The sequence below is a fragment of the Pseudomonas sp. Eqa60 genome (assembly GCF_018326405.1).
GTDB lineage: Bacteria > Pseudomonadota > Gammaproteobacteria > Pseudomonadales > Pseudomonadaceae > Aquipseudomonas > Aquipseudomonas protegens.
Genome location: NZ_AP024342.1, coordinates 2,917,023 through 2,937,102, shown reverse-complemented (window position 1 = coordinate 2,937,102; position 20,080 = coordinate 2,917,023). Strand labels below are relative to the sequence as shown.

Here is a 20,080-nt window from a genome sequence, read left to right as displayed (position 1 = left end):
AGAGTCAAAGGCCTATTCGCCGGCAAGCCGGCTCCTACGGATATGGGTGATCCCAGCTATAGAAAATGCCCGTCAGAGGCAACCAAGAAACGAACCGTGAGGCCAAAACCGTGATCAAGACCTTGAACCACTTGCCCCACCCGACCCTGGACAACGCCACCCTGGCCGGCCACTTCAGCGACCTGGCGCCGCCGCTCAACGCCCGCCAGGCCCACCTGGAAGCTTCGCGCTGCCTGTATTGCTACGACGCGCCCTGCGTCAACGCCTGCCCCAGCGAGATCGACATTCCTTCGTTCATCCGCAATATCCACACCGACAACGTCCAGGGTGCGGCGCAGAAGATTCTCTCGGCCAACATCCTCGGCGGCAGCTGCGCCCGGGTCTGCCCCACGGAAATCCTCTGCCAGCAGGCCTGCGTGCGCAATAACGCCCAGGAGTGCGCGCCGGTGCTGATCGGCCTGTTGCAGCGCTATGCCGTGGACAACGCGCACTTCACCCAGCACCCGTTCCAGCGCGCCGCGCCCACCGGCAAGCGCATTGCCGTGGTCGGCGCCGGCCCGGCGGGTTTGTCCTGCGCCCACCGCTGCGCCCTGCACGGCCATGAGGTGGTGATTTTCGAAGCCCGGGACAAGGCTGGCGGCCTCAACGAATACGGGATCGCCAAGTACAAGCTGGTGGATGACTTCGCCCAGCAGGAGCTGGAGTTTCTACTGGGCGTTGGCGGCATCGAGATCCGCCACGGGCACAAACTCGGCGCCAACCTGAGCCTGACCGAGCTGCACCAGCAGTTCGACGCGGTGTTCCTCGGCCTCGGGCTGGCCGCCAGCAAGCAACTGGGGCTGGAGCATGAAGACGCCCCCGGGCTGCTGGCCGCCACCGACTACATTCGCGAATTGCGCCAGGCCGACGACCTCAGCCAACTGCCCCTGGCCGAGCGCTGCATCGTGCTCGGCGCTGGCAATACCGCCATCGACATGGCGGTGCAGATGGCGCGCCTGGGTGCCAGTGACGTCAACCTGGTGTACCGCCGGGGCGTCGAGGACATGGGCGCCACCGAGCATGAACAGGACATCGCCAAGGCCAATCAGGTGCGCCTGCTGACCTGGGCCGCGCCGCAACAGGTGCTGCTGGATGACCAGGGCCGGGTGCGCGGCATGCGCTTCGCCCGTACCCGCATGGTGGAAGGCCGCCTGCAAACCACCGGCGACACCTTCGAACTGGCCGCCGATGCGATCTTCAAGGCCATCGGCCAGAGCTTCGACGCTACAGCTCTGAGCGACCCGCTGGCCCGGGAGCTGCAACGCAGCGGCGAACGTATCCAGGTGGACGAACACCTGCGCACCAGCATTCCCGGAGTCTACGCCGGCGGCGACTGCGTCAGCCTCGGCCAGGACCTCACCGTGCAGGCGGTACAACACGGCAAGCTGGCCGCAGAAGCCATGCATGCCCGACTGATGCTCAACCAGGAGGCGGCATAAATGGCCGATCTGTCGATTGTCTTCGCTGGTATCAAGGCGCCCAACCCGTTCTGGCTGGCCTCCGCGCCGCCCACCGACAAGGCCTACAACGTGGTCCGCGCGTTCGAGGCCGGCTGGGGCGGTGTGGTCTGGAAAACCCTGGGTGAAGACCCGGCGGCGGTCAACGTGTCGTCGCGCTACTCGGCGCACTTCGGGCCCAACCGCGAGGTCATGGGGATCAACAACATCGAGCTGATCACCGACCGCTCCCTGGAGATCAACCTCAAGGAAATCACCCAGGTGAAGAAGGACTGGCCGGATCGGGCGCTGATCGTCTCGCTGATGGTGCCCTGCGTCGAAGAGTCGTGGAAAGCCATCCTGCCGCTGGTGGAAGCCACCGGTGCCGACGGCATCGAACTGAACTTCGGCTGCCCCCACGGCATGCCGGAACGGGGCATGGGCGCGGCGGTGGGCCAGGTGCCGGAGTATGTCGAGCAGGTGACCCGCTGGTGCAAGACCTACTGCTCGCTGCCGGTGATCGTCAAGCTGACGCCGAACATCACCGACATTCGCATGGCCGCCCGCGCCGCCCATCGTGGCGGGGCGGACGCGGTGTCGCTGATCAACACCATCAACTCCATCACCAGCGTCGACCTGGAGCGCATGGTGGCCCACCCCATGGTGGGCAGCCAGAGCACCCACGGCGGTTATTGCGGCTCGGCGGTCAAGCCGATCGCCCTGAACATGGTCGCGGAAATTGCCCGCGATCCGCAGACCCGCGGCCTGCCGATCTGCGGCATCGGCGGCATCGGCAGCTGGCGCGATGCGGCGGAGTTCGTCGCCCTGGGCTGCGGCGCGGTGCAGGTGTGCACGGCGGCGATGCTGCATGGCTTTCGCATCGTCGAGGAAATGAAGGATGGGCTGTCGCGGTGGATGGACAGCCAGGGCTACCACAGCCTGCAGGACTTCTCCGGGCGCGCGGTGGGCAACACCACCGACTGGAAGTACCTGGACATCAACTACCAGGTGATCGCCAGGATCGACCAGCAGGCCTGCATTGGCTGCGGCCGCTGCCATATCGCCTGCGAAGACACCTCGCACCAGGCGATTGCCAGCCTCCGGCAAGCCGACGGCAGCCATGTATATGAAGTGATCGACGACGAATGCGTGGGCTGCAACCTGTGCCAGATCACCTGCCCGGTGCAGGACTGCATCGAGATGGTGCCCCAGGACACGGGCAAACCGTTCCTCGACTGGCTGCACGACCCGCGCAACCCCTACCGCGAAGCTGTTTGAGAGAGAGGCCTGCTCTTGCCGGCGAAGGTGGTCTTGCGGGCCTCTTCGTTGGCAAGCCAGCTCCTACGGCTGGCAGGAATATCGCGGGAGGTTCTGTAGGAGCCGGCTTGCCGGCGAAGGCGGTCTTGCGGGCCCCTTCGCTGGCAAGCCAGCTCCTACGGGAAGCGGCGATGCAGGTTCAGGGTTCCAGGCCGATGCCGCGCAGGATGACGCTGGTGACGGTCTGGACTGCGCGTTCAAATTGCAAATCCGATAAAGGTTGATGGTCGTTGAGGATCATCACTTGATGATCGAAGTCGGCATAGTGCTGGGTCGAGGCCCAGATCATGTACAGCAGGCTCGACGGCTCCACCGGCAGGATCCGCCCGTCCTCCACCCACTGGCGGATCTTCGCTTCCTTCATCTTCGCCCAGTCGTACAGGCTGGCATCCAGGGTCTCGCCCAGGGTCGGGGCGCCGTGCATGATTTCGTTGGCCCAGACCTTGGAGCCATAGGGCCGGCTGCGTGAATGCTGCATCTTGGCGCGGATGTAGCTGCTGAGCACCACCCGCGGGTCATCGAACATCTCGAAGCACAATGCGTCCTGTTTCCACACATCCAGCAGGTCCAGGAGCACAGCGCTGTACAGCTCGTTCTTGGTGCTGAAGTAGTAATGCAGGTTGGAGCGCGGCAGTTGCACTTCTTCGGCGATGTCGGCCATGGCGGTGCCGGCATAGCCCTTTTCAGCGAAGATTTTCTCGGCACCCAGGAGGATCTTTCCCACGTTGCTGCGACGAATCTCGATCTTGTGATTGCCCATGAGGGCTCCTACGAAAACAGTCTGGGGCAAGACTAGCATCCGCCCGCCCGCTGCGGGGAGCTGTCAAGCCTGCGACATCGCCGGCCTGCGTCGGTCTTTCACCACCCGGCCATATTGGGTAGGATCGGCCTCCCGCTCATTTGCAGCAGCCACTGCGGTGCTCCGTCCAGGCGTTAATTCGCGACACGGGCATACAGGTCTCTGCCCGAATGCCGGCCCTGCACCATCGCCGGCCATCTGTCCTGTTACCGATGGAACATGCTCATGAAGATTCGCCCTCGCGTCGCTGCGGACGACGCCCTGCTGACCGCGCTCTGGGAGCGTTCGGTCCGCGCCACCCATGACTTTATCGCTGAAGACGATATCCAGCGCCTGTACCCGCTGGTACGCGACAGCTACCTGCCGGCCCTTGAGGCCTGGGTCTGGGAGAACCCCGACGCCAGCCCCGGCGGTTTTATCGCCACCAGCGACGACACGGTACAAATGCTGTTCATCGAACCGGCCCAACGGGGCCAGGGCATCGGTCGAAAGCTCCTGGATCACGTACGCCGTCCCGGCCTCAAGGTCGACGTCAACGAACAGAACCCCCAGGCCCATGGTTTCTACCGTCGCTACGGCTTCGTCGACTGCGGTCGTTCGGAAACCGACGGTGAAGGCCGGCCGTTTCCGATCATTCACATGCAGTTGCAAGACCAATGAGCCCCATTCTCTTTAAAGGTAAACCTGCCATGTCCCTGAAAAACCTCTTCACCACCACCGCCCTGCTGACCTCCCTGCTGGCCGCCAGTTCAGTGTTCGCCCACGCCCACCTGAAAAGCTCGACCCCGGCGGCCCAAGGCAGTGTCAGCGCGCCCAGCGAGCTGCGTCTTGTATTCACCGAAGGCGTGGAAGCGGCCTTCACCCAGGTCAAGCTGAGCAAGGACGGCGCCCCGGTGGAGGTCAAAAGCGTCGCCACCGAAGGCGCGGACAAGAAGACCCTGGTGGTCACCCCGGCCGCCACGCCGCTGCGCGCCGGCGAGTACAAGGTGGAATGGCACGCCGTGTCGGTGGATACCCACAAGAGCGAAGGCAGCTACAGCTTCAAGGTGAGCCAGTAATCCATGGCGTCATGGCTGGTGCTGTGCCGCTTCGTGCACTTTGCGGTGGTGTTGACCCTGGTGGGCGCCTGGGTGTTTCGCCCGCTGTTGCTGGGCCGAGATTCCGCGCAGAGCGGCCATGGCGCCGTGTATCGACAGCTCGATCGACTCAGCCGCTGGTTGACGCTGATCGGCCTGGGCAGCGGCCTGTGCTGGCTGCTGCTGATCACCGCCAGCATGGCCGGCTCCTGGTCGGCAGCGCTGGACCCGGCGACCGTGCAGTTGGTGCTGGGCAAGACCTTCTTCGGCCAGGTCTGGACCTGGCACCTGCTGCTCAACCTGCTGTTGCTGGGGCTGCTGCTGACCCCGCTGGGCCGGCGCCTGCCACTGCAACTGGGCCTGGGCGCCCTGCTCCTGGCAACCCTGGCTCCGGTGGGCCACGGTGCCATGCTCGATGGGTTGGCGGGGCAGATGCTGATCCTCAATCAGATCGTGCATTTAAGCTGCGTCGCCATCTGGTTGGGGGGCTTGCTGGTGTTGTTGCTGGTGTTGCGGCAACCCGCTGGGCTGTCTGTCGAGCCCTTGTTAAAGCGCTTCAGCGGCGTGGGTTATGGGCTGGTAACCGGCTTGCTGCTAACCGGCCTGATCAACGTGCGGGTGCTCACCGGGCAATGGTGGCCGACTCCATTGTTCAATGGTTTTGCCCTGATCCTGCTGATCAAGGTGCTGCTGGTGGCGGGGATGCTGGGGCTGGCGCTGTTCAACCGCCTGCGAATCCGCGGTTGCGACCAGCGCCTGTCGAGCCTGCGCAACAGCGTGCAGGTGGAATGGCTGCTGGGTGTGGCCGCAGTGGCGGCGGTCTCGTTGCTGGGCACCTTGCCGCCGATGCAGGCGGTCTAAACCTCAGCCTGTAGGAGCTGGCTTGCCAGCGAAAGCGTCGGCAGCATCGCTGCAAATCTTACGAACCGCTTCGCCGGCAAGCCGGCTCCTACGCAAAGCATCGAGCCTTGGGAAAACCCAGCCCTTGCAGGAGCTGGCTTGCCAGCGAAGGCGTTTGCAGCATCGGTGCAAATCTTGCCGGCCCCTTCGCCGGCAAGCCGGCTCCTACGTGAGGTGCTGTGTCGGCTATTGGCTGGTATCAATGCTGACCACCACCGACAACCCCGGGCGCAGGCGTTCAAGCTCTGGCTGGTCCGGGTCGACGGTGATCCGCACCGGCACCCGCTGGGCAATCTTGACGAAGTTGCCGGTGGCATTGTCGGCCTGCAGCAAGGCGAACTCGGAACCGGTGGCCGGGGAGATCCGCTGCACCTTGCCGGTGAATTTGCGGTGGTTCAGGGCGTCCACGGTAAAGCTCACCGGCTGCCCGACCCGGACGTTGTCCATCTGGGTTTCCTTCATGTTGGCAATCACCCACAGCTGGTTCGGCACCAGGGCCATGAGCTGGGCGCCGGAGTTGACGTAGGCCCCCAGGCGCACGCCGATCTGCCCCAGCTGGCCGTCCCGCGGGGCGAGGATGCGGGTGTTGGACAGATCGATCCGCGCCAGTTCCACCGCGGCTTCGGCGCTGGCCACCGCCGCTTCCAGGGAGCCGCGGTTGACGATCACGGTCTGCAGGTCCTGGCGGGCTATTTCCAGTTGCGCCTGGGCCTGGGCCACGGCGGCCACGGTCTGGGCATTGGCCGCGCGGGTCACGTCCAGTTCACGCCGGGACACCGAGCCGTCGGCAATCAGTGCTTCGTTGCGTTGCAGGTCGGCTGCGCTCTTGCGCGCCTGGGCCTGGCTGTCGGCCAGGGCCGCCTGGCGCAGCTTGATGGTGGCTTCGGCGCTGTTGCGCTGTTGCAGGGCATTGGCCAGGGCCGCCTTCTGCACCGCCAGTTGCGCCAGGGACTGGTCCAGGCGCTGCTGGTAGATACGGTCGTCAAGGCGCACCAGCAGGTCGCCGGCCTTGACCTGCTGGAAGTCCTGCACCGGCACTTCGAACACGTAGCCACTGAGCTGCGGGCCGATGATGGTCACCTGCCCCCGCACCAGGGCGTTCTCGGTGCTTTCGATGGCGCTGGAGAAGGGTGGCAGTTGCCAGGCGTAGAGCACGATCAGCACACCAACGATGGCGATGGCGGCAAAGCCCAGGGACGAGATGATGCGCACCGCCAGCGGCCGTGGCTCGGTGGCCGGCATGGTCGGCGGGCCGCTGGGCTCGGGAGTCGAGGCAATGGCGTTGGTGGTGGGGTTGACGGTTTCGCTCATGAAGAAGAGGCACCACTTTGTTGAACGGGAGCCGGGGCGGCAGGCGCGACCGCTTGGGTCGTGCTCATCAGCCACAGGCTGCGAATGAATATCCAGATCATGGTCAGTACCGCAATCACCGCGATCAGCATGAATACATCGTTATAGGCCAGTACGTTGGCTTCGCGCGTGGCCGCGGTGGCCAGGCTGCGTATGCCTTGCAGGGTGCGCAGGTCCGGGTCGGCGATGACCTTGCCGTAGGCCGCCCCGCCGCTCTGTACCCGGGCCAGGACCTGGGGATCGAGCAGAGTCAACTGCTCGACGATATGGCTGGAATGGTACTTCTCGCGCACGATCTGGAAGGTCCCGAGCAAGGCCGAGCCGATCAGCCCGCCAAGGTTCTGGCAGATGCCGAACAGCACCGAGAAGCTCACCAGGTTGCGCGGGTTGGTCAGCACGTTGCGGGTGCCCAGGACCATGGTCGGGCCAAGAAAGAACGTACCGCCGAAGGCCAGCAGGAACTGGCTGAAGTACATGTTGGCCGGGCGCGTGAGGTTGCTCGAAAAGCTGTCCATTACCGACCCCACGGCCATCAGCGCCAGGGAAATGACCAGTGGCATCAGCAGGTGCGCCGGGTTGATGGTCAGGGCGCTGGTGGCCAGCCCGGCAATGCTGCCCAGCAGCATCACCCCGTAGAGCATGCGCATCTGCTGGCTGCTCATGTTCAGCGCCTGGAGAAAGCCTACGGCGCCGGTGGACTGTTCCGACAGCACCATGCGAATCAGTATCACTGCCAGGGCCAGGCGGATTATCGCCCCGCTGCCCAGCCAGCGGGTCATCAGCATCGGGTTGCTGCGGTTATGTTCGATGCACAGCCCCGCCATGATCAGCAGGATCGAGGCGGCGCTGGCGTAGCCGATCCACGGCGCCTCCAGCCACCAGTCGATGCGCCCCAGGGACAGCACCGCGCACAGCAGGGCCACGCCAGTGGCCAATAGGGCAAAGGTCAGGAAATCGAGCTTCTCGAAGGTACGGAAGCGGTCCCCCGGCGGCAGCTTGAGCATGAACACGCAGCCCAGGGAGGTCAGCGCCAGGCCCAGTTCGAACAGGTACAGGCCGCGCCATTCGGCGATCTGCAGCAGGTCCTCGGAAAACAGCCGGGCCAGGGGCAAGGCCAGTTGCGAGGCGCCCAGCCCCAGCACCAGGGCCTTGAGCCGCCACTTCGCCGGGAAGGCCTGGACCATGTAGTACAGGCCCAGGGAGCTCAGCGCCGCGCCGACCATGCCGTGGGCCGCCCGCACGGCGATGGCCGAGCTCAGGTCGTTGACGAACAGGTGGCCGAAGGTCACCAGGGCGTAGAGCACCAGGAACACTTCGGTGAAGGCGCGCAGGCCGAACTGCTGGCGAAACTTCACCAGCAACAGGTTCATCGACACGTTGGTCATCACGTAGGCGGCCGGCAGCCAGGCCATTTCCGCGGTGGTCGCCCCCAGCGCCCCCTGCAGGTACGGCAGGTTGGCGATCACCAACGAGTTGCCCAGGCCACCGGTGATGGCCACCAGCAAGCCCACCAGCGCATAGGCCAGGCGCTTGTGGGTGGGGTGCAACGGTGTCGAGGGGGAGCCGGGCAAGCTGGGCTTTTCGTGGGGCTGCCAGTTGCGCGGGGCGTAGTGATCCATGCCATGACCTTGTGCTGTGCCGGCCGCTGTTGCGGCGGTCGGCGATATTCCCGGTGGTCCGGCAGTGTGCCGGAAAATCCCGCCGCCCAGGCAATGCCCGGGCTTGCAGGATGAATTTTATTTTAAGGCGCTGGCGTCGGTGGCTTTTTTTCGGAATCCTGCATGCGCTGGCCCCCGCCCTTCCCTGCCCTCGCCTGTTGGAGCCCGAATGCCCCTGAACTTTGTGAAGATGCACGCCAATAGTGACGACTTCGTGCTGATCGATGCCCGTGGCCGCACCAACCCGATCACCCGCGAGCTGGCCAGGGCCCTGGGGGACCGCCGGCGTGGCATCGGTTTCAATCAGTTGGTGGTGCTCGGCGATTGCAGCGACAGCGCGGCGCAACTGACCTTCTTCAACGCCGATGGTTCCAGCCTGGACACCTGCGGCAGTGCCACCCGGGGCGCCGCCGACCTGCTGATGCAGGAAAGCGGCGTCACCTCGGTGCAGGTGAAAACCGCCCGCGGCCTGCAGCAATGCCTGCGCCTTGAGGATCGGTCGGTGTCGGTGGAAATGGGCCTGCCTTCGTTCGACTGGCAGTCCATCCCCCTGGTCCGAGAGCTGGACAGCCTGCACCTGCCACTGCCGGGAACACCGGCGGCGTGCAGCATGGGCAACCCCCATTGCAGTTTTTTCGTCGACGACCTGGCACCGCTAGACATTGCCACGCTGGGCCCACAGATCGAGAGCGACCCGCTGTTTCCACACAAGACCAATGTGCATTTCATTCAGGTGATCGACCGCCAGACCATCCGCCTGCGCATCTGGGAGCGCAATGGCGCCATCCCCCTGGGTTCCGGCTCCTGCTCCTGCGCAGCGGCAGTCAACGGCATCCGCCGCGGCCTGCTGGACAGCCCGGTGCGGGTGCTGTGCGATGGCGGGCCGGTGACGGTGAGCTGGGACGGCCAAGGCAAGGTGCGCCTGGCCGGCAGCGTGACCCGGGTGTTCAGCGGGTCACTGTGAAGGGATTTACTTTTCCTACATCCAGCCCAGCCATTTCCACCAGGTCATGGCGAACACCAGCATCAGCAGGTAGCCGATCAGCGTCACCAGCAGCCCGACCTTGGCGAACTGCCGGGCATTGAAGGTCTCGGTACCCAGGCAGACCATGTTCTGCGGCGCGTTGATCGGCAGGATGAAGCCGTAGCTGACCACAAAGCCCAGGAGCATGGTCATGCCCAGGCGGCTGAACTCACCCGGCAGGGTCTGCAGCACGGCGATCAGGATCGGCAGCAAGGCCGAAGTCAGCGCCGTGGCGCTGGCGAACCCCAGGTGGATGAGGATCAGGAACGCCGCGAGAATCGCGAACACCGCCAAAGGCCCCACCTGGTCCAGGCCGGTATGGGCCACTACCTGGCTCCCCAGCCACTGCCCGGCCTGGGTGCTGAGCAGCGCCGACCCCAGGCTGATGCCGACGCCGAAGACGATCACCGTGCCCCAGGGAATGCGCGACTGCACATCCTTCCAGGTCATGATGCCGATCCGCGGCAGCAGCAGTATCACCAGCCCGGCGTAGGTGGTGGTCGTGGTGTCGAAGGGGTGCAGCTTGCCTTCGGTGGACCAGGCCAACAACAGCAGCACCGACACCGCCAGCAGGCGTTTCTGCGGCCCGGTCATGGGCCCGATGTCCGCCAGGGACTGGGCCACCGCCTCCTTGCCGCCGGGAATGCTGTCGGTTTCAGGCGGCAGCAGTTTCAGCACCAGCCACAGCAGCACCAAAGACATGATCACCGCCCAGGGCGCGCCGGCGATCAGCCAGTCGAGCCAGGCCACGCGCTGGCCGAGCATCTTGTCCATGAAGCCCACGGTCAGCAGGTTCTGCGCCGCGGCGGTCTGGATGCCGACGTTCCAGATGCTGGTGCCCTGGGCGACCACGATCATCAGCCCGGCGGCGATATTGGAGCGCTTGTCGACGCCGAAGGCGGCAATCACCCCCATCATGATCGGCACCACGCAGGCACTGCGGGCGGTGGCGCTGGGCACCAGCAGGCTGAGGAGGATGGTCACGGCAATGGCGCCGATAAGGATGCGCCGGGTGCTGGTGCCGACCCGGGTCAGGGTCACCAGGGCGATGCGCCGGTCGAGGCCGGTGTGGGTCATGGCGGCGGCGATGAACAAGGCACCGGCCACCAGGGCCAGGGCCGAGTTGGAGAACCCGGTGAGGGCCAGGCCGATGGCCGCCGAGCTGCCATAGAGCTGGCTCGGGTCCTGCAGGGTCGGCGCGGTGCCGATGAGGAAGGCCATCAAGGCGGTGATCATGATCGCGCTGGCCTCGTAGGACACCGCCTCGCTGATCCACACCACCACGGCAAAGGCCAGGATCGCCAGCATCCGGTGCCCCGCCACCGGCAGGTCGGCGGGCAGTGGCAACAGCAACACGACAACCATCGCCAGCACGGCGATCAGCAATCCAATCGGTAATACAGCCTTGGCCGTGGGCGCCGTTGTTTCAGGCTTGGACATGGGCCTTTTCCTTTTCAATTGGACAGGCGCCGAGCATGGCGCAAAACCCCGGAAAGCGCCTTGATGAAGGTCAAGCACGGCGTCCTGCAAGGGCTCAAGCTGTCTGCGGGCTGAACAGGAAAACACCCGTAGAAATATTTTTTTACATCTATGCAGATTTTTCACAACTTTGAGATCAGAGTGATATCAAGGCGACAAGGAGTCGAAACGTACTTGGCTGTATCACTCCAACCTGCAAGGTGCCTTTATGGTGACAAGAAACATGAAACTGACTTCCAGGGCGCTACTGAGTTTCGGCGCCATCTGTGTACTGCTGATTGGTCTGGGAGGGCTGGCACTGTGGAAAATGGGACAGATTCACGACGCGGCACTGGATCTGCAAACCAACTGGCTGCCCAGCGTCAGGCAAGCCACGAAAATCGAATCCGGCACCTTGCGCGTGCGCCTGGAAGCACTGCACTACGCCACTGAGAACGATGCCCAGAAAGCCGCTTCCCTGGACAAGCTGGGGACCCTGAAGGCCAGCCTGGCCCAGGCCATCAAGGATTACGAACCGCTGGTTTCCAGCGCCGAGGAAAAAACCACCTTTGATCAGGTCAAGCGCGGCGCCCAGGACTACCTGGACAAGCTGGCGGTGCTGATCGAGAGCAGCAAGACCAACACTGCGCAACAGACCAGCGACTACATCAACCAGGTCACCGTGCCCCTGGCCAATACACTGCAGTCCGCCATCGAGGCACTGATCGCCATCAACGAAAACGGCGCCGAGCACTCCGCCAACCAGGCAGGCCAACAGTTCGACACCGGCCTGACCCTGACCTCGGTGATCATCGTCCTGGCGATTGTCCTGACGATCCTCATCGCCACCCTGTTCACCCGCAGCATCATCCGCCCGGTGCTGTCGCTGCTGGCCACCACCCAGAAGATCGCCGAGGGCGACTTGCGGGCCCAGGTGGACGTCAGCGGCCAGGACGAGCTGACCGACCTGCAGAAATCCACCCAGGCCATGCTCGACAGCCTGAAATCCACCATCCGCCACATCGCCGATTCGTCCACCCAACTGGCTTCCGCGGCCGAGGAAATGAGCGCCATCACCCGCGAGTCCAACGCCGGCATCCAGCAACAGAGCATGGAGACCGACCAGGCCGCCACCGCGGTCAATGAAATGACCGCTGCGGTGGAGGAAGTGGCACGCAACGCGGTGTCCGCCTCGCAATCCACCCAGGCCTCCGAGCGCTCGGCCGGGCTGGGCAAGGAGCGGGTCGAGCAGACCATCCACTCCATCGAGAAACTCACCGGCACCGTGGAACACACCCGGCTGGAAATGGCCGGCCTGGCCCAGCAGGCCCAGGACATCACCAAGGTCCTGGATGTGATCCGCGCCATTGCCGAGCAGACCAACCTGCTGGCCCTGAACGCCGCGATCGAGGCCGCCCGGGCCGGGGAACAGGGCCGCGGCTTCGCCGTGGTGGCCGATGAAGTGCGCGCCCTCGCCCACCGCACCCAGCTCTCGACCCAGGAGATCGAGCAGATGATCCAGGGCATCCAGAGCGGTTCGAGCAAGGCTATGCTGTCTATGCAGCAAAGCAGCGAGGACGCCAGCCAGACCCTGGCCATCGCCCACGAGGCCGGCGCCGCCATCGGTCATATCACCCAGGCCATCAGCGAAATCAACGAACGCAACCTGATGATCGCCACCGCCTCGGAGGAACAGGCCCAGGTGGCACGCTCGGTGGACCAGAACCTGATGAGCATCCGCGACCTGTCGCTGCAAAGCTCGTCCGCCGCCAGCCAGACTTCCATCGCCAGCAGTGAACTGTCGTCACTGGCGGTCAGTCTGAACAAACTGGTGGCACGCTTCTCCCTCTGACCGGGCGCGACCGGTCAAGCGGTTCAGGATAAGTAACGGCAAGGAGCGTTATCGATCAGCCAGCCCGGGCCGCCTCTTGGCGCCGGGGCCGGTCTGAATCAGGTGGGGGGCTCGACCGTGCTCAAACTCATTTCCGTGCAGCAGTTGCAGATGGGCATGTATATCCACCAGTTCTGCGGTTCGTGGCTGGACCATTCGTTCTGGAAAGCCGGCTTCGTGCTCAATAGCCACGCCGACCTGCAGCGCCTGCGCCAGTCCAATGTCAGCAGCCTGTGGATCGACTCGGACAAGGGCCTGGACCTGCCGGCGAACCCGCAGCCCATCGCGCCGGCCGCCCAGCCGCCGCTCAAGAGCGAAGCCCCGCTGCGGGTCGAGCGGGCCGAGGAAATCCAGCGTGCGCTGAAGATCTGCGCCCACTCCAAGAAGGCGGTGATGCAGATGTTCCAGGAGGTGCGCATGGGCCAGGCCATCGAGCTGGTCCAGGTGGACGAGCTGGTGCACAACATCTCCAGCTCGCTGCTGCGCCACCCCGACGTGCTGATCAGCCTGGCCCGGCTCAAGACCGCCGACGACTACACCTACATGCACTCGGTGGCGGTCTGCGCGCTGATGGTGGCGGTGGCCCGGCAACTGGAGCTGCCGGTGGAGCAGGTGCACCAGGCCGGAGTCGCCGGGCTGCTGCACGACATCGGCAAGCTGACCATCCCCGACAGCATCCTCAACAAACCGGAAAAACTCTCCGCCGACGAGTTCGAGCGGATCAAGCTGCACCCTGCCGCCGGTGGTGCCATCCTGCGCCAGAACCCGCAGCTGGACGCGCTGGTGCTGGATGTGTGCCTGCACCATCACGAAAAGATCGACGGCAGCGGCTACCCGCACCACCTGGCGGGGGAGCAGATCAGTCTGTTCGCACAGATGGGTGCGGTCTGCGACGTGTATGACGCCGTGACCTCGACCCGCCCCTACAACCGGGGCTGGGACCCGGCCGAAGCCTTGCAGCGCATGTCCGGCTGGACCGGGCATTTCGGCCCGCGGGTGTTGCAGGCCCTGGTCAAGTGCGTGGGCATCTACCCGGTGGGTTCCCTGGTGCGCCTGAACAGCGGCAAGCTGGCTGTGGTCCTGGAGCAGAACAGCGAGTCGCTGCTGCTGCCCAAGGTCAAGGTGTTCTTTTCCACACGCTCGAAGATGCCCCTGCCGCAACGGGTGCTGGACCTTTCACGGCTGCAGGGCGAGGAACACATCGTCGCCCGGGAAGCGCAAGAGGCCTGGGACTTCAAGCAACTGCAACAGCTGTGGAGCGAAGTCCCGGCCTGAACCTCAGGTGCCCAGTGTCAGGCCGTTGGCCGGCAAAGGCAGCGCGGTCTTGTAGCGCACCTGCTTGAGGGCAAAGCTGGAACGGATATTGGCCACCCCGGGGACCTTGGTCAGGAAGTCCATCATGAAGCGTTCCAGGGACTGGATGCTGGGCACCAGCACCCGGATCAGATAGTCCGGATCACCGGCCATCAGGTAGCACTCCATCACCTCCGGGCGGTCGGCGATGGCCTCCTCGAAGTGCTGCAGGGCCTCTTCCACCTGCTTCTCCAGGCTGACGTGGATGAACACATTGACGTGCAACCCCAACAGGTCGGCATCCAGCAGGGTCACCTGCTCGCGGATCAGCCCCAGCTCCTCCATGGCCTTGACCCGGTTGAAGCACGGGGTGGGCGAAAGATTCACCGAGCGGGCGAGGTCAGCGTTGGTGATGCGGGCATTCTCCTGAAGACTGTTGAGAATGCCGATATCGGTACGGTCCAGTTTGCGCATGAGACAAAACAACCTGTTTTTTATGTTTATGCAGATTTTTTATCTGCAAATACCGTCCAGCGCAATGAAACAGAGATAAATATTCTTCTACGCCCGGCCTATGATGTTTGTAGGACAAGATTTCTCTTACCCAGGGAATGACTGTCAGCTAGCGCGCCCAATTACAAGAAATCCACAAGATCGAGCGTAGAAAGCCATGACCCCAGCGTATGCACCGCTACGCCTGCACGTTCCCGAGCCCTCGGGGCGTCCCGGCTGCAAGACCGACTTCACCTACCTGCGTCTGAACGATGCCGGCCTGGCCCGCAAACCTCCTATCGATATCGAACCTGCCGACTGCGCCGACCTGGCCCGTGGCCTGATCCGCGTGCTCGACGATCAGGGCAACGCCCTGGGCGACTGGGCCGCGGACGTGCCTGTGGAGATCCTCCGCCAGGGCATGCGCGCCATGCTCAAGACGCGGATCTTCGACAACCGCATGGTGGTCGCCCAACGGCAGAAGAAGATGTCCTTCTATATGCAGAGCCTGGGCGAGGAAGCCATCGGCAGTGCCCAGGCCCTGGCGTTGAACATCGACGACATGTGCTTCCCCACCTACCGCCAGCAAAGCATCCTGATGGCCCGGGAAGTGCCGCTGGTGGAGATGATCTGCCAACTGCTGTCCAACGAGCGCGATCCGCTCAAGGGGCGCCAGCTGCCGATCATGTACTCGGTGAAGGAATCCGGGTTCTTTACTATCTCCGGCAACCTGGCGACCCAGTTCGTGCAGGGCGTGGGCTGGGGCATGGCCTCGGCGATCAAGGGCGATACCAAGATCGCCTCGGCCTGGATCGGCGACGGCGCCACCGCCGAGTCGGACTTCCACACCGCCCTGACCTTCGCCCACGTGTATCGCGCACCGGTGATCCTCAACGTGGTCAACAACCAGTGGGCGATCTCCACCTTCCAGGCCATCGCCGGCGGTGAAGCCACCACCTTCGCCGGACGCGGCGTGGGCTGCGGCATCGCCTCCCTGCGGGTCGACGGCAACGATTTCATCGCCGTCTACACCGCCTCGCGCTGGGCCGCCGAACGTGCCCGCCGCAACCTTGGCCCGACCCTGATCGAGTGGGTCACCTACCGCGCCGGCCCGCACTCCACCTCCGACGACCCGTCCAAGTACCGCCCGGCCGACGACTGGAGCCACTTCCCCCTGGGCGATCCGATTGCCCGCCTCAAGCAGCACCTGATCAAGATCGGCCAGTGGTCCGAAGAGGAACACGCCGCGGTCAGTGCCGAGCTGGAAGCCCAGGTCATCGCCGCCCAGAAGGAAGCCGAGCAGTACGGCACCCTCGCCGGCGGCCAGATCCCCAGCGCCGCGACCATGTTCGAGGATGTCTACAAGGACATGCCCGAGCACTTGAAACGCCAACGCCAGGAACTGGGGATCTGAAATGAACGATCACAACAACAATATCCAGCTGGACACCGCCATGACCACCACCACCATGACCATGATCCAGGCCCTGCGCTCGGCTATGGATGTGATGCTCGAGCGTGACGACAACGTCGTGGTGTTCGGCCAGGACGTGGGCTACTTCGGCGGCGTGTTCCGCTGCACCGAAGGCCTGCAGGCCAAGTACGGCACCTCGCGGGTGTTCGACGCGCCGATCTCGGAAAGCGGCATCGTCGGCGCGGCCATCGGCATGGGCGCCTACGGCCTGCGCCCGGTGGCGGAAATCCAGTTCGCCGACTACGTCTACCCGGCCTCGGACCAGATCATTTCCGAGGCCGCGCGCCTGCGCTATCGCTCCGCCGGCCAGTTCACCGCGCCCATGACCCTGCGCATGCCTTGCGGCGGCGGCATCTACGGCGGGCAGACCCATAGCCAGAGCATCGAGGCGATGTTTACCCAGGTCTGCGGCCTGCGCACCGTGATGCCGTCCAACCCCTACGACGCCAAGGGCCTGTTGATCGCCTCCATCGAGAACGATGACCCGGTGATCTTCCTCGAACCCAAGCGCCTGTATAACGGCCCCTTCGACGGCCACCACGATCGCCCGGTAACCCCCTGGTCGAAACACCCGGCGGCCCAGGTGCCGGACGGCTACTACAAGGTGCCGCTGGACGTGGCGGCCATCGCCCGCCCGGGCAAGGACGTGACCATCCTCACCTACGGCACCACCGTCTACGTGTCGCAAGTGGCGGCCGAGGAAACCGGCATCGACGCCGAGGTCATCGACCTGCGCAGCCTGTGGCCCCTGGACCTGGACACCATCGTCAAGTCGGTGAAGAAGACCGGCCGTTGCGTGGTGGTGCATGAAGCCACCCGCACCTGCGGTTTCGGCGCCGAACTGGTGTCGCTGGTGCAGGAACACTGCTTCCACCACCTGGAAGCCCCGATCGAGCGCGTCACCGGTTGGGATACGCCGTATCCCCACGCGCAGGAGTGGGCATATTTCCCAGGGCCGTCCCGAGTGGGCGCGGCGCTGCAACGGGTCATGGAGGTCTGAATGGGCACGCACGTTATCAAGATGCCGGACATCGGCGAAGGCATCGCGGAAGTTGAACTGGCGCAGTGGCACGTCAAGGTCGGCGATCAGGTAGTGGAAGATCAGGTTCTGGCAGACGTGATGACCGACAAGGCGATGGTCGACATCCCCTCCCCGGTGCACGGCAAGGTCATCTCCCTGGGCGGCGAGCCCGGTGAAGTGATGGCGGTGGGCAGCATCCTCATCAGCATCGAGGTCGAAGGCGCGGGCAACCTCAAGGAATCCGCCCAGGCAGCCGCACCGGCGGCAAAAGAGCCGGCAGCTATTAATAAGCCCGTGGCCGCCGCGCCAGTGGCCCAAGCCCCCAAAGCGGAAAAACCCGTCGCCAGTCCCGCAGCAGCCTGCCGCCCAGCGCCCCAGGCACCGGTGGCCCGGGAAGCCGACGAGCGTCCGCTGGCCTCGCCGGCGGTGCGCAAGCACGCCCTGGACCTGGGCATCCAGCTGCGCCTGGTGCAAGGCAGCGGCCCGGCCGGGCGCATCCTGCACGAAGACCTGGACGCCTACCTGGCCCAGGACAGCCAGCCGCTCAAGGGTTACTCGGCGCCAGGGGCCGGCTATGCCGAGCGCCATGATGAAGAGCAGATCCAGGTCATTGGCATGCGCCGCAAGATCGCCCAGCGCATGCAGGAGTCCAAGCATCGCGCCGCGCACTTCAGCTATGTCGAGGAAGTGGACGTCACCGCCCTGGAAGAGCTGCGCATCCACCTCAATGAAAAGCACGGCGCCACCCGCGGCAAGCTGACCCTGCTGCCGTTCCTGGTGCGGGCCATGGTCGTCGCCCTGCGCGACTTCCCGCAGATCAACGCCCGCTATGACGACGAAGCCCAGGTCATCACCCGCCACGGCGCGGTGCATGTCGGGGTCGCCACCCAGAGCGACGTCGGCCTGATGGTACCGGTGGTGCGCCACGCCGAAGCCCGCAGCCTGTGGGGCAACGCCGAGGAAATCGCGCGCCTGGCCCAGGCCGCTCGCAGCGGCAAGGCCGCCCGGGATGAACTCTCCGGTTCCACCATCACCCTCACCAGCCTCGGCGCGCTGGGCGGGATCGTCAGCACGCCGGTGCTGAACCTGCCGGAAGTGGCGATTGTCGGGGTCAACCGCATCGTCGAGCGGCCCATGGTGATCAAGGGCCAGATCGTGATCCGCAAGATGATGAACCTCTCCAGCTCCTTCGATCATCGGGTGGTCGACGGCATGGACGCTGCGCAATTCATCCAGGCCATTCGCGGCCTGCTCGAACAACCCGCCACGCTGTTTGTGGAGTAAGACATGCAACAGACTCTCAATACCCAACTGTTGATCATCGGCGGCGGCCCTGGCGGTTATGTGGCGGCCATCCGCGCCGGCCAGCTGGGCATCTCCACCATTCTGGTGGAGGGCCAGTCCCTGGGCGGCACCTGCCTGAACATCGGTTGCATCCCGTCCAAGGCGCTGATCCATGTCGCCGAGCAGTTCCACCAGACCCGCCACCACAGCCAGGGCTCGGCCCTGGGCATCGAAGTGGCGGCGCCAACCCTGAACATCGGCAAGAGCGTGGAATGGAAGGACGGCATCGTCGACCGCCTGACCACCGGGGTCGCCGCGCTGCTGAAGAAAAACAAGGTCCAGGTGATCCAGGGCTGGGCCAGGGTCATCGACGGCAAGACCGTGGAGATCGAAGGCGCCGATACCCGCATCCAGTGCGAGCACCTGCTGCTGGCCACCGGTTCGAAAAGCGTCAACCTGCCGATGCTGCCCACCGGCGGGCCGATCATTTCCTCCACCGAGGCCCTGGCACCCAAGACCCTGCCCAAGCGCCTGACCGTGGTCGGCGGCGGCTACATCGGCCTGGAACTGGGCATCGCCTACCGCAAGCTCGGGGTCGAGGTCAGCGTGGTGGAGGCCCAGGAACGCATCCTGCCCGCCTACGACGGCGAACTGACCCAGCCGGTGCTGGACTCGGTGAAGCAGTTGGGGATCAAGCTCTACCTCAAGCACAGCGTGCTGGGCTTCGATGCCGCCAGCAGCAGCCTGCAGGTACGCGAACCCAATGGCGACACCCTGAACCTGGCCACCGACCAGGTACTGGTGGCGGTGGGCCGCAAGCCCAACACCCAGGGCTGGAACCTGGAAAGCCTGAACCTGGACATGAACGGCGCGGCCATCAAGATCGACCACCGGTGCCAGACCAGCATGCGCAACGTCTGGGCCATCGGCGACCTGAGCGGTGAGCCGATGCTCGCGCACCGGGCCATGGCCCAGGGCGAGATGGTCGCCGAGCTGATCGCCGGCAAGCACCGGGAATTCAACCCGGCAGCGATCCCCGCGGTGTGCTTCACCGACCCGGAACTGGTGGTGGTGGGCAAGACCCCGGACGAGGCCCGCGCTGCCGGCCTGGATTGCATCGTCAGCAGCTTCCCGTTCGCGGCCAATGGCCGGGCCATGACCCTGGAATCGAAAAGCGGTTTCGTGCGGGTGGTGGCCCGAAGTGACAATCACCTGATTGTCGGCTGGCAGGCAGTGGGAGTCGGAGTCTCCGAGTTGTCCACGGCGTTCGGCCAATCCCTGGAAATGGGCGCGCGCCTGGAAGACATCGGCGGCACCATCCACGCCCACCCGACCCTGGGTGAAGCGGTCCAGGAAGCGGCGCTGCGGGCACTGGGCCACGCCCTGCATCTGTAACCATTCAAGGGGCACACAGGACAGTGCCCAGGTAGGAGCGCGGCTGGCCCGCGAAAGGGCCAGCGTGGACAGCCAAGCGGCCTTCGCGAGCAAGCTCGCTCCTACAGGGGTATGGGGCTGTTAGGGGGGAAGCTTCATAAGCAGGCTAAGTTTTTTTTGCGCCCCCTCCCATC

General features: G+C 64.8%; 17 protein-coding genes. 12 read left to right on the top strand and 5 right to left on the bottom strand.

Translation table 11 applies throughout. The annotated features are described in order from the left end of the window. Window positions 1–110: 110 nt before the first annotated feature. A complete protein-coding gene (locus KI242_RS13590; protein WP_187682877.1) occupies window positions 111–1,478 on the top strand; it encodes an NAD(P)-dependent oxidoreductase in 1,368 nt (455 codons plus the stop codon). Beyond that, complete coding sequence (gene preA / locus KI242_RS13585; protein WP_194237802.1) at window positions 1,479–2,753, top strand: NAD-dependent dihydropyrimidine dehydrogenase subunit PreA; 1,275 nt, start codon at window positions 1,479–1,481, stop codon at window positions 2,751–2,753. A gap of 178 nt (window positions 2,754–2,931) precedes the next feature. Here the strand turns inward: preA and KI242_RS13580 are convergent, their stop codons facing one another. Next, window positions 2,932–3,552 (bottom strand): TetR/AcrR family transcriptional regulator, encoded by a 621-nt coding sequence (locus KI242_RS13580; protein ID WP_183000491.1) that lies wholly within the window; start codon window positions 3,550–3,552, stop codon window positions 2,932–2,934. Between the two features lie 264 nt (window positions 3,553–3,816). On the opposite strand from KI242_RS13580, the gene KI242_RS13575 reads away from it, so the two are divergent. The 3 genes from KI242_RS13575 to copD are packed head-to-tail and all read left to right on the top strand — an operon-like array spanning window position 3,817 to window position 5,528. Beyond that, window positions 3,817–4,251, top strand: a complete 435-nt coding sequence (locus KI242_RS13575; RefSeq protein ID WP_011060840.1) for a GNAT family N-acetyltransferase — start codon at window positions 3,817–3,819, stop codon at window positions 4,249–4,251. 29 nt (window positions 4,252–4,280) lie between these two features. Continuing rightward, complete coding sequence (copC, locus tag KI242_RS13570) at window positions 4,281–4,649, top strand: copper homeostasis periplasmic binding protein CopC (RefSeq protein WP_011060839.1); 369 nt, start codon at window positions 4,281–4,283, stop codon at window positions 4,647–4,649. A gap of 3 nt (window positions 4,650–4,652) precedes the next feature. Then, the gene (gene copD, locus KI242_RS13565) at window positions 4,653–5,528 is read left to right on the top strand and encodes a copper homeostasis membrane protein CopD (protein ID WP_212806252.1); all 876 of its coding nucleotides are present in this window, start codon (window positions 4,653–4,655) and stop codon (window positions 5,526–5,528) included. A 225-nt stretch (window positions 5,529–5,753) separates the two neighbouring features. On the opposite strand, the gene KI242_RS13560 is transcribed toward copD, so the two are convergent. Then, entirely contained in the window at window positions 5,754–6,878 is a 1,125-nt protein-coding gene (locus tag KI242_RS13560) for an HlyD family secretion protein (protein WP_019094312.1), read from the bottom strand. Continuing rightward, a complete protein-coding gene (locus tag KI242_RS13555; RefSeq protein WP_011060836.1) occupies window positions 6,875–8,536 on the bottom strand; it encodes an MFS transporter in 1,662 nt (553 codons plus the stop codon). Before KI242_RS13555 ends, KI242_RS13560 begins: the two co-directional genes overlap by 4 nt. Before the next feature lie 208 nt (window positions 8,537–8,744). Here KI242_RS13555 and dapF point away from each other — a divergent pair, with 208 nt between their 5' ends. Further along, the gene (gene dapF, locus KI242_RS13550; RefSeq protein WP_015635273.1) at window positions 8,745–9,539 is read left to right on the top strand and encodes a diaminopimelate epimerase; all 795 of its coding nucleotides are present in this window, start codon (window positions 8,745–8,747) and stop codon (window positions 9,537–9,539) included. Window positions 9,540–9,554: 15 nt separating this feature from the next. Here the strand turns inward: dapF and KI242_RS13545 are convergent, their stop codons facing one another. Then, window positions 9,555–11,039 (bottom strand): DASS family sodium-coupled anion symporter, encoded by a 1,485-nt coding sequence (locus KI242_RS13545; protein WP_212806251.1) that lies wholly within the window; start codon window positions 11,037–11,039, stop codon window positions 9,555–9,557. 247 nt (window positions 11,040–11,286) lie between these two features. Between KI242_RS13545 and KI242_RS13540 the strand changes: the two genes are divergently transcribed. After that, window positions 11,287–12,909, top strand: coding sequence for a methyl-accepting chemotaxis protein (locus KI242_RS13540; RefSeq protein ID WP_015635271.1), 1,623 nt, complete (start codon window positions 11,287–11,289; stop codon window positions 12,907–12,909). A 117-nt stretch (window positions 12,910–13,026) separates the two neighbouring features. Beyond that, window positions 13,027–14,223 (top strand): HD-GYP domain-containing protein, encoded by a 1,197-nt coding sequence (locus tag KI242_RS13535; protein ID WP_053157878.1) that lies wholly within the window; start codon window positions 13,027–13,029, stop codon window positions 14,221–14,223. 3 nt (window positions 14,224–14,226) lie between these two features. On the opposite strand, the gene bkdR is transcribed toward KI242_RS13535, so the two are convergent. After that, the gene (bkdR, locus tag KI242_RS13530) at window positions 14,227–14,715 is read right to left on the bottom strand and encodes a Bkd operon transcriptional regulator BkdR (RefSeq protein ID WP_011060831.1); all 489 of its coding nucleotides are present in this window, start codon (window positions 14,713–14,715) and stop codon (window positions 14,227–14,229) included. Between the two features lie 196 nt (window positions 14,716–14,911). Here bkdR and KI242_RS13525 point away from each other — a divergent pair, with 196 nt between their 5' ends. From KI242_RS13525 to lpdA, 4 genes are read left to right on the top strand one after another with little or no spacing between them, the layout of a single operon-like run. Beyond that, on the top strand, window positions 14,912–16,147 hold the full coding sequence (locus KI242_RS13525; RefSeq protein WP_065363800.1) for a 3-methyl-2-oxobutanoate dehydrogenase (2-methylpropanoyl-transferring) subunit alpha: 1,236 nt from the start codon (window positions 14,912–14,914) through the stop codon (window positions 16,145–16,147). Between the two features lies 1 nt (window position 16,148). Further along, window positions 16,149–17,207, top strand: a complete 1,059-nt coding sequence (locus tag KI242_RS13520; protein WP_011060829.1) for an alpha-ketoacid dehydrogenase subunit beta — start codon at window positions 16,149–16,151, stop codon at window positions 17,205–17,207. Further along, window positions 17,208–18,512: a dihydrolipoamide acetyltransferase family protein gene (locus KI242_RS13515; protein WP_053150929.1), complete on the top strand. Its 1,305-nt coding sequence runs from the start codon at window positions 17,208–17,210 to the stop codon at window positions 18,510–18,512. Between the two features lie 3 nt (window positions 18,513–18,515). Beyond that, window positions 18,516–19,907, top strand: a complete 1,392-nt coding sequence (gene lpdA / locus KI242_RS13510) for a dihydrolipoyl dehydrogenase (protein WP_053157866.1) — start codon at window positions 18,516–18,518, stop codon at window positions 19,905–19,907. The last annotated feature ends 173 nt before the right edge of the window (window positions 19,908–20,080 follow it).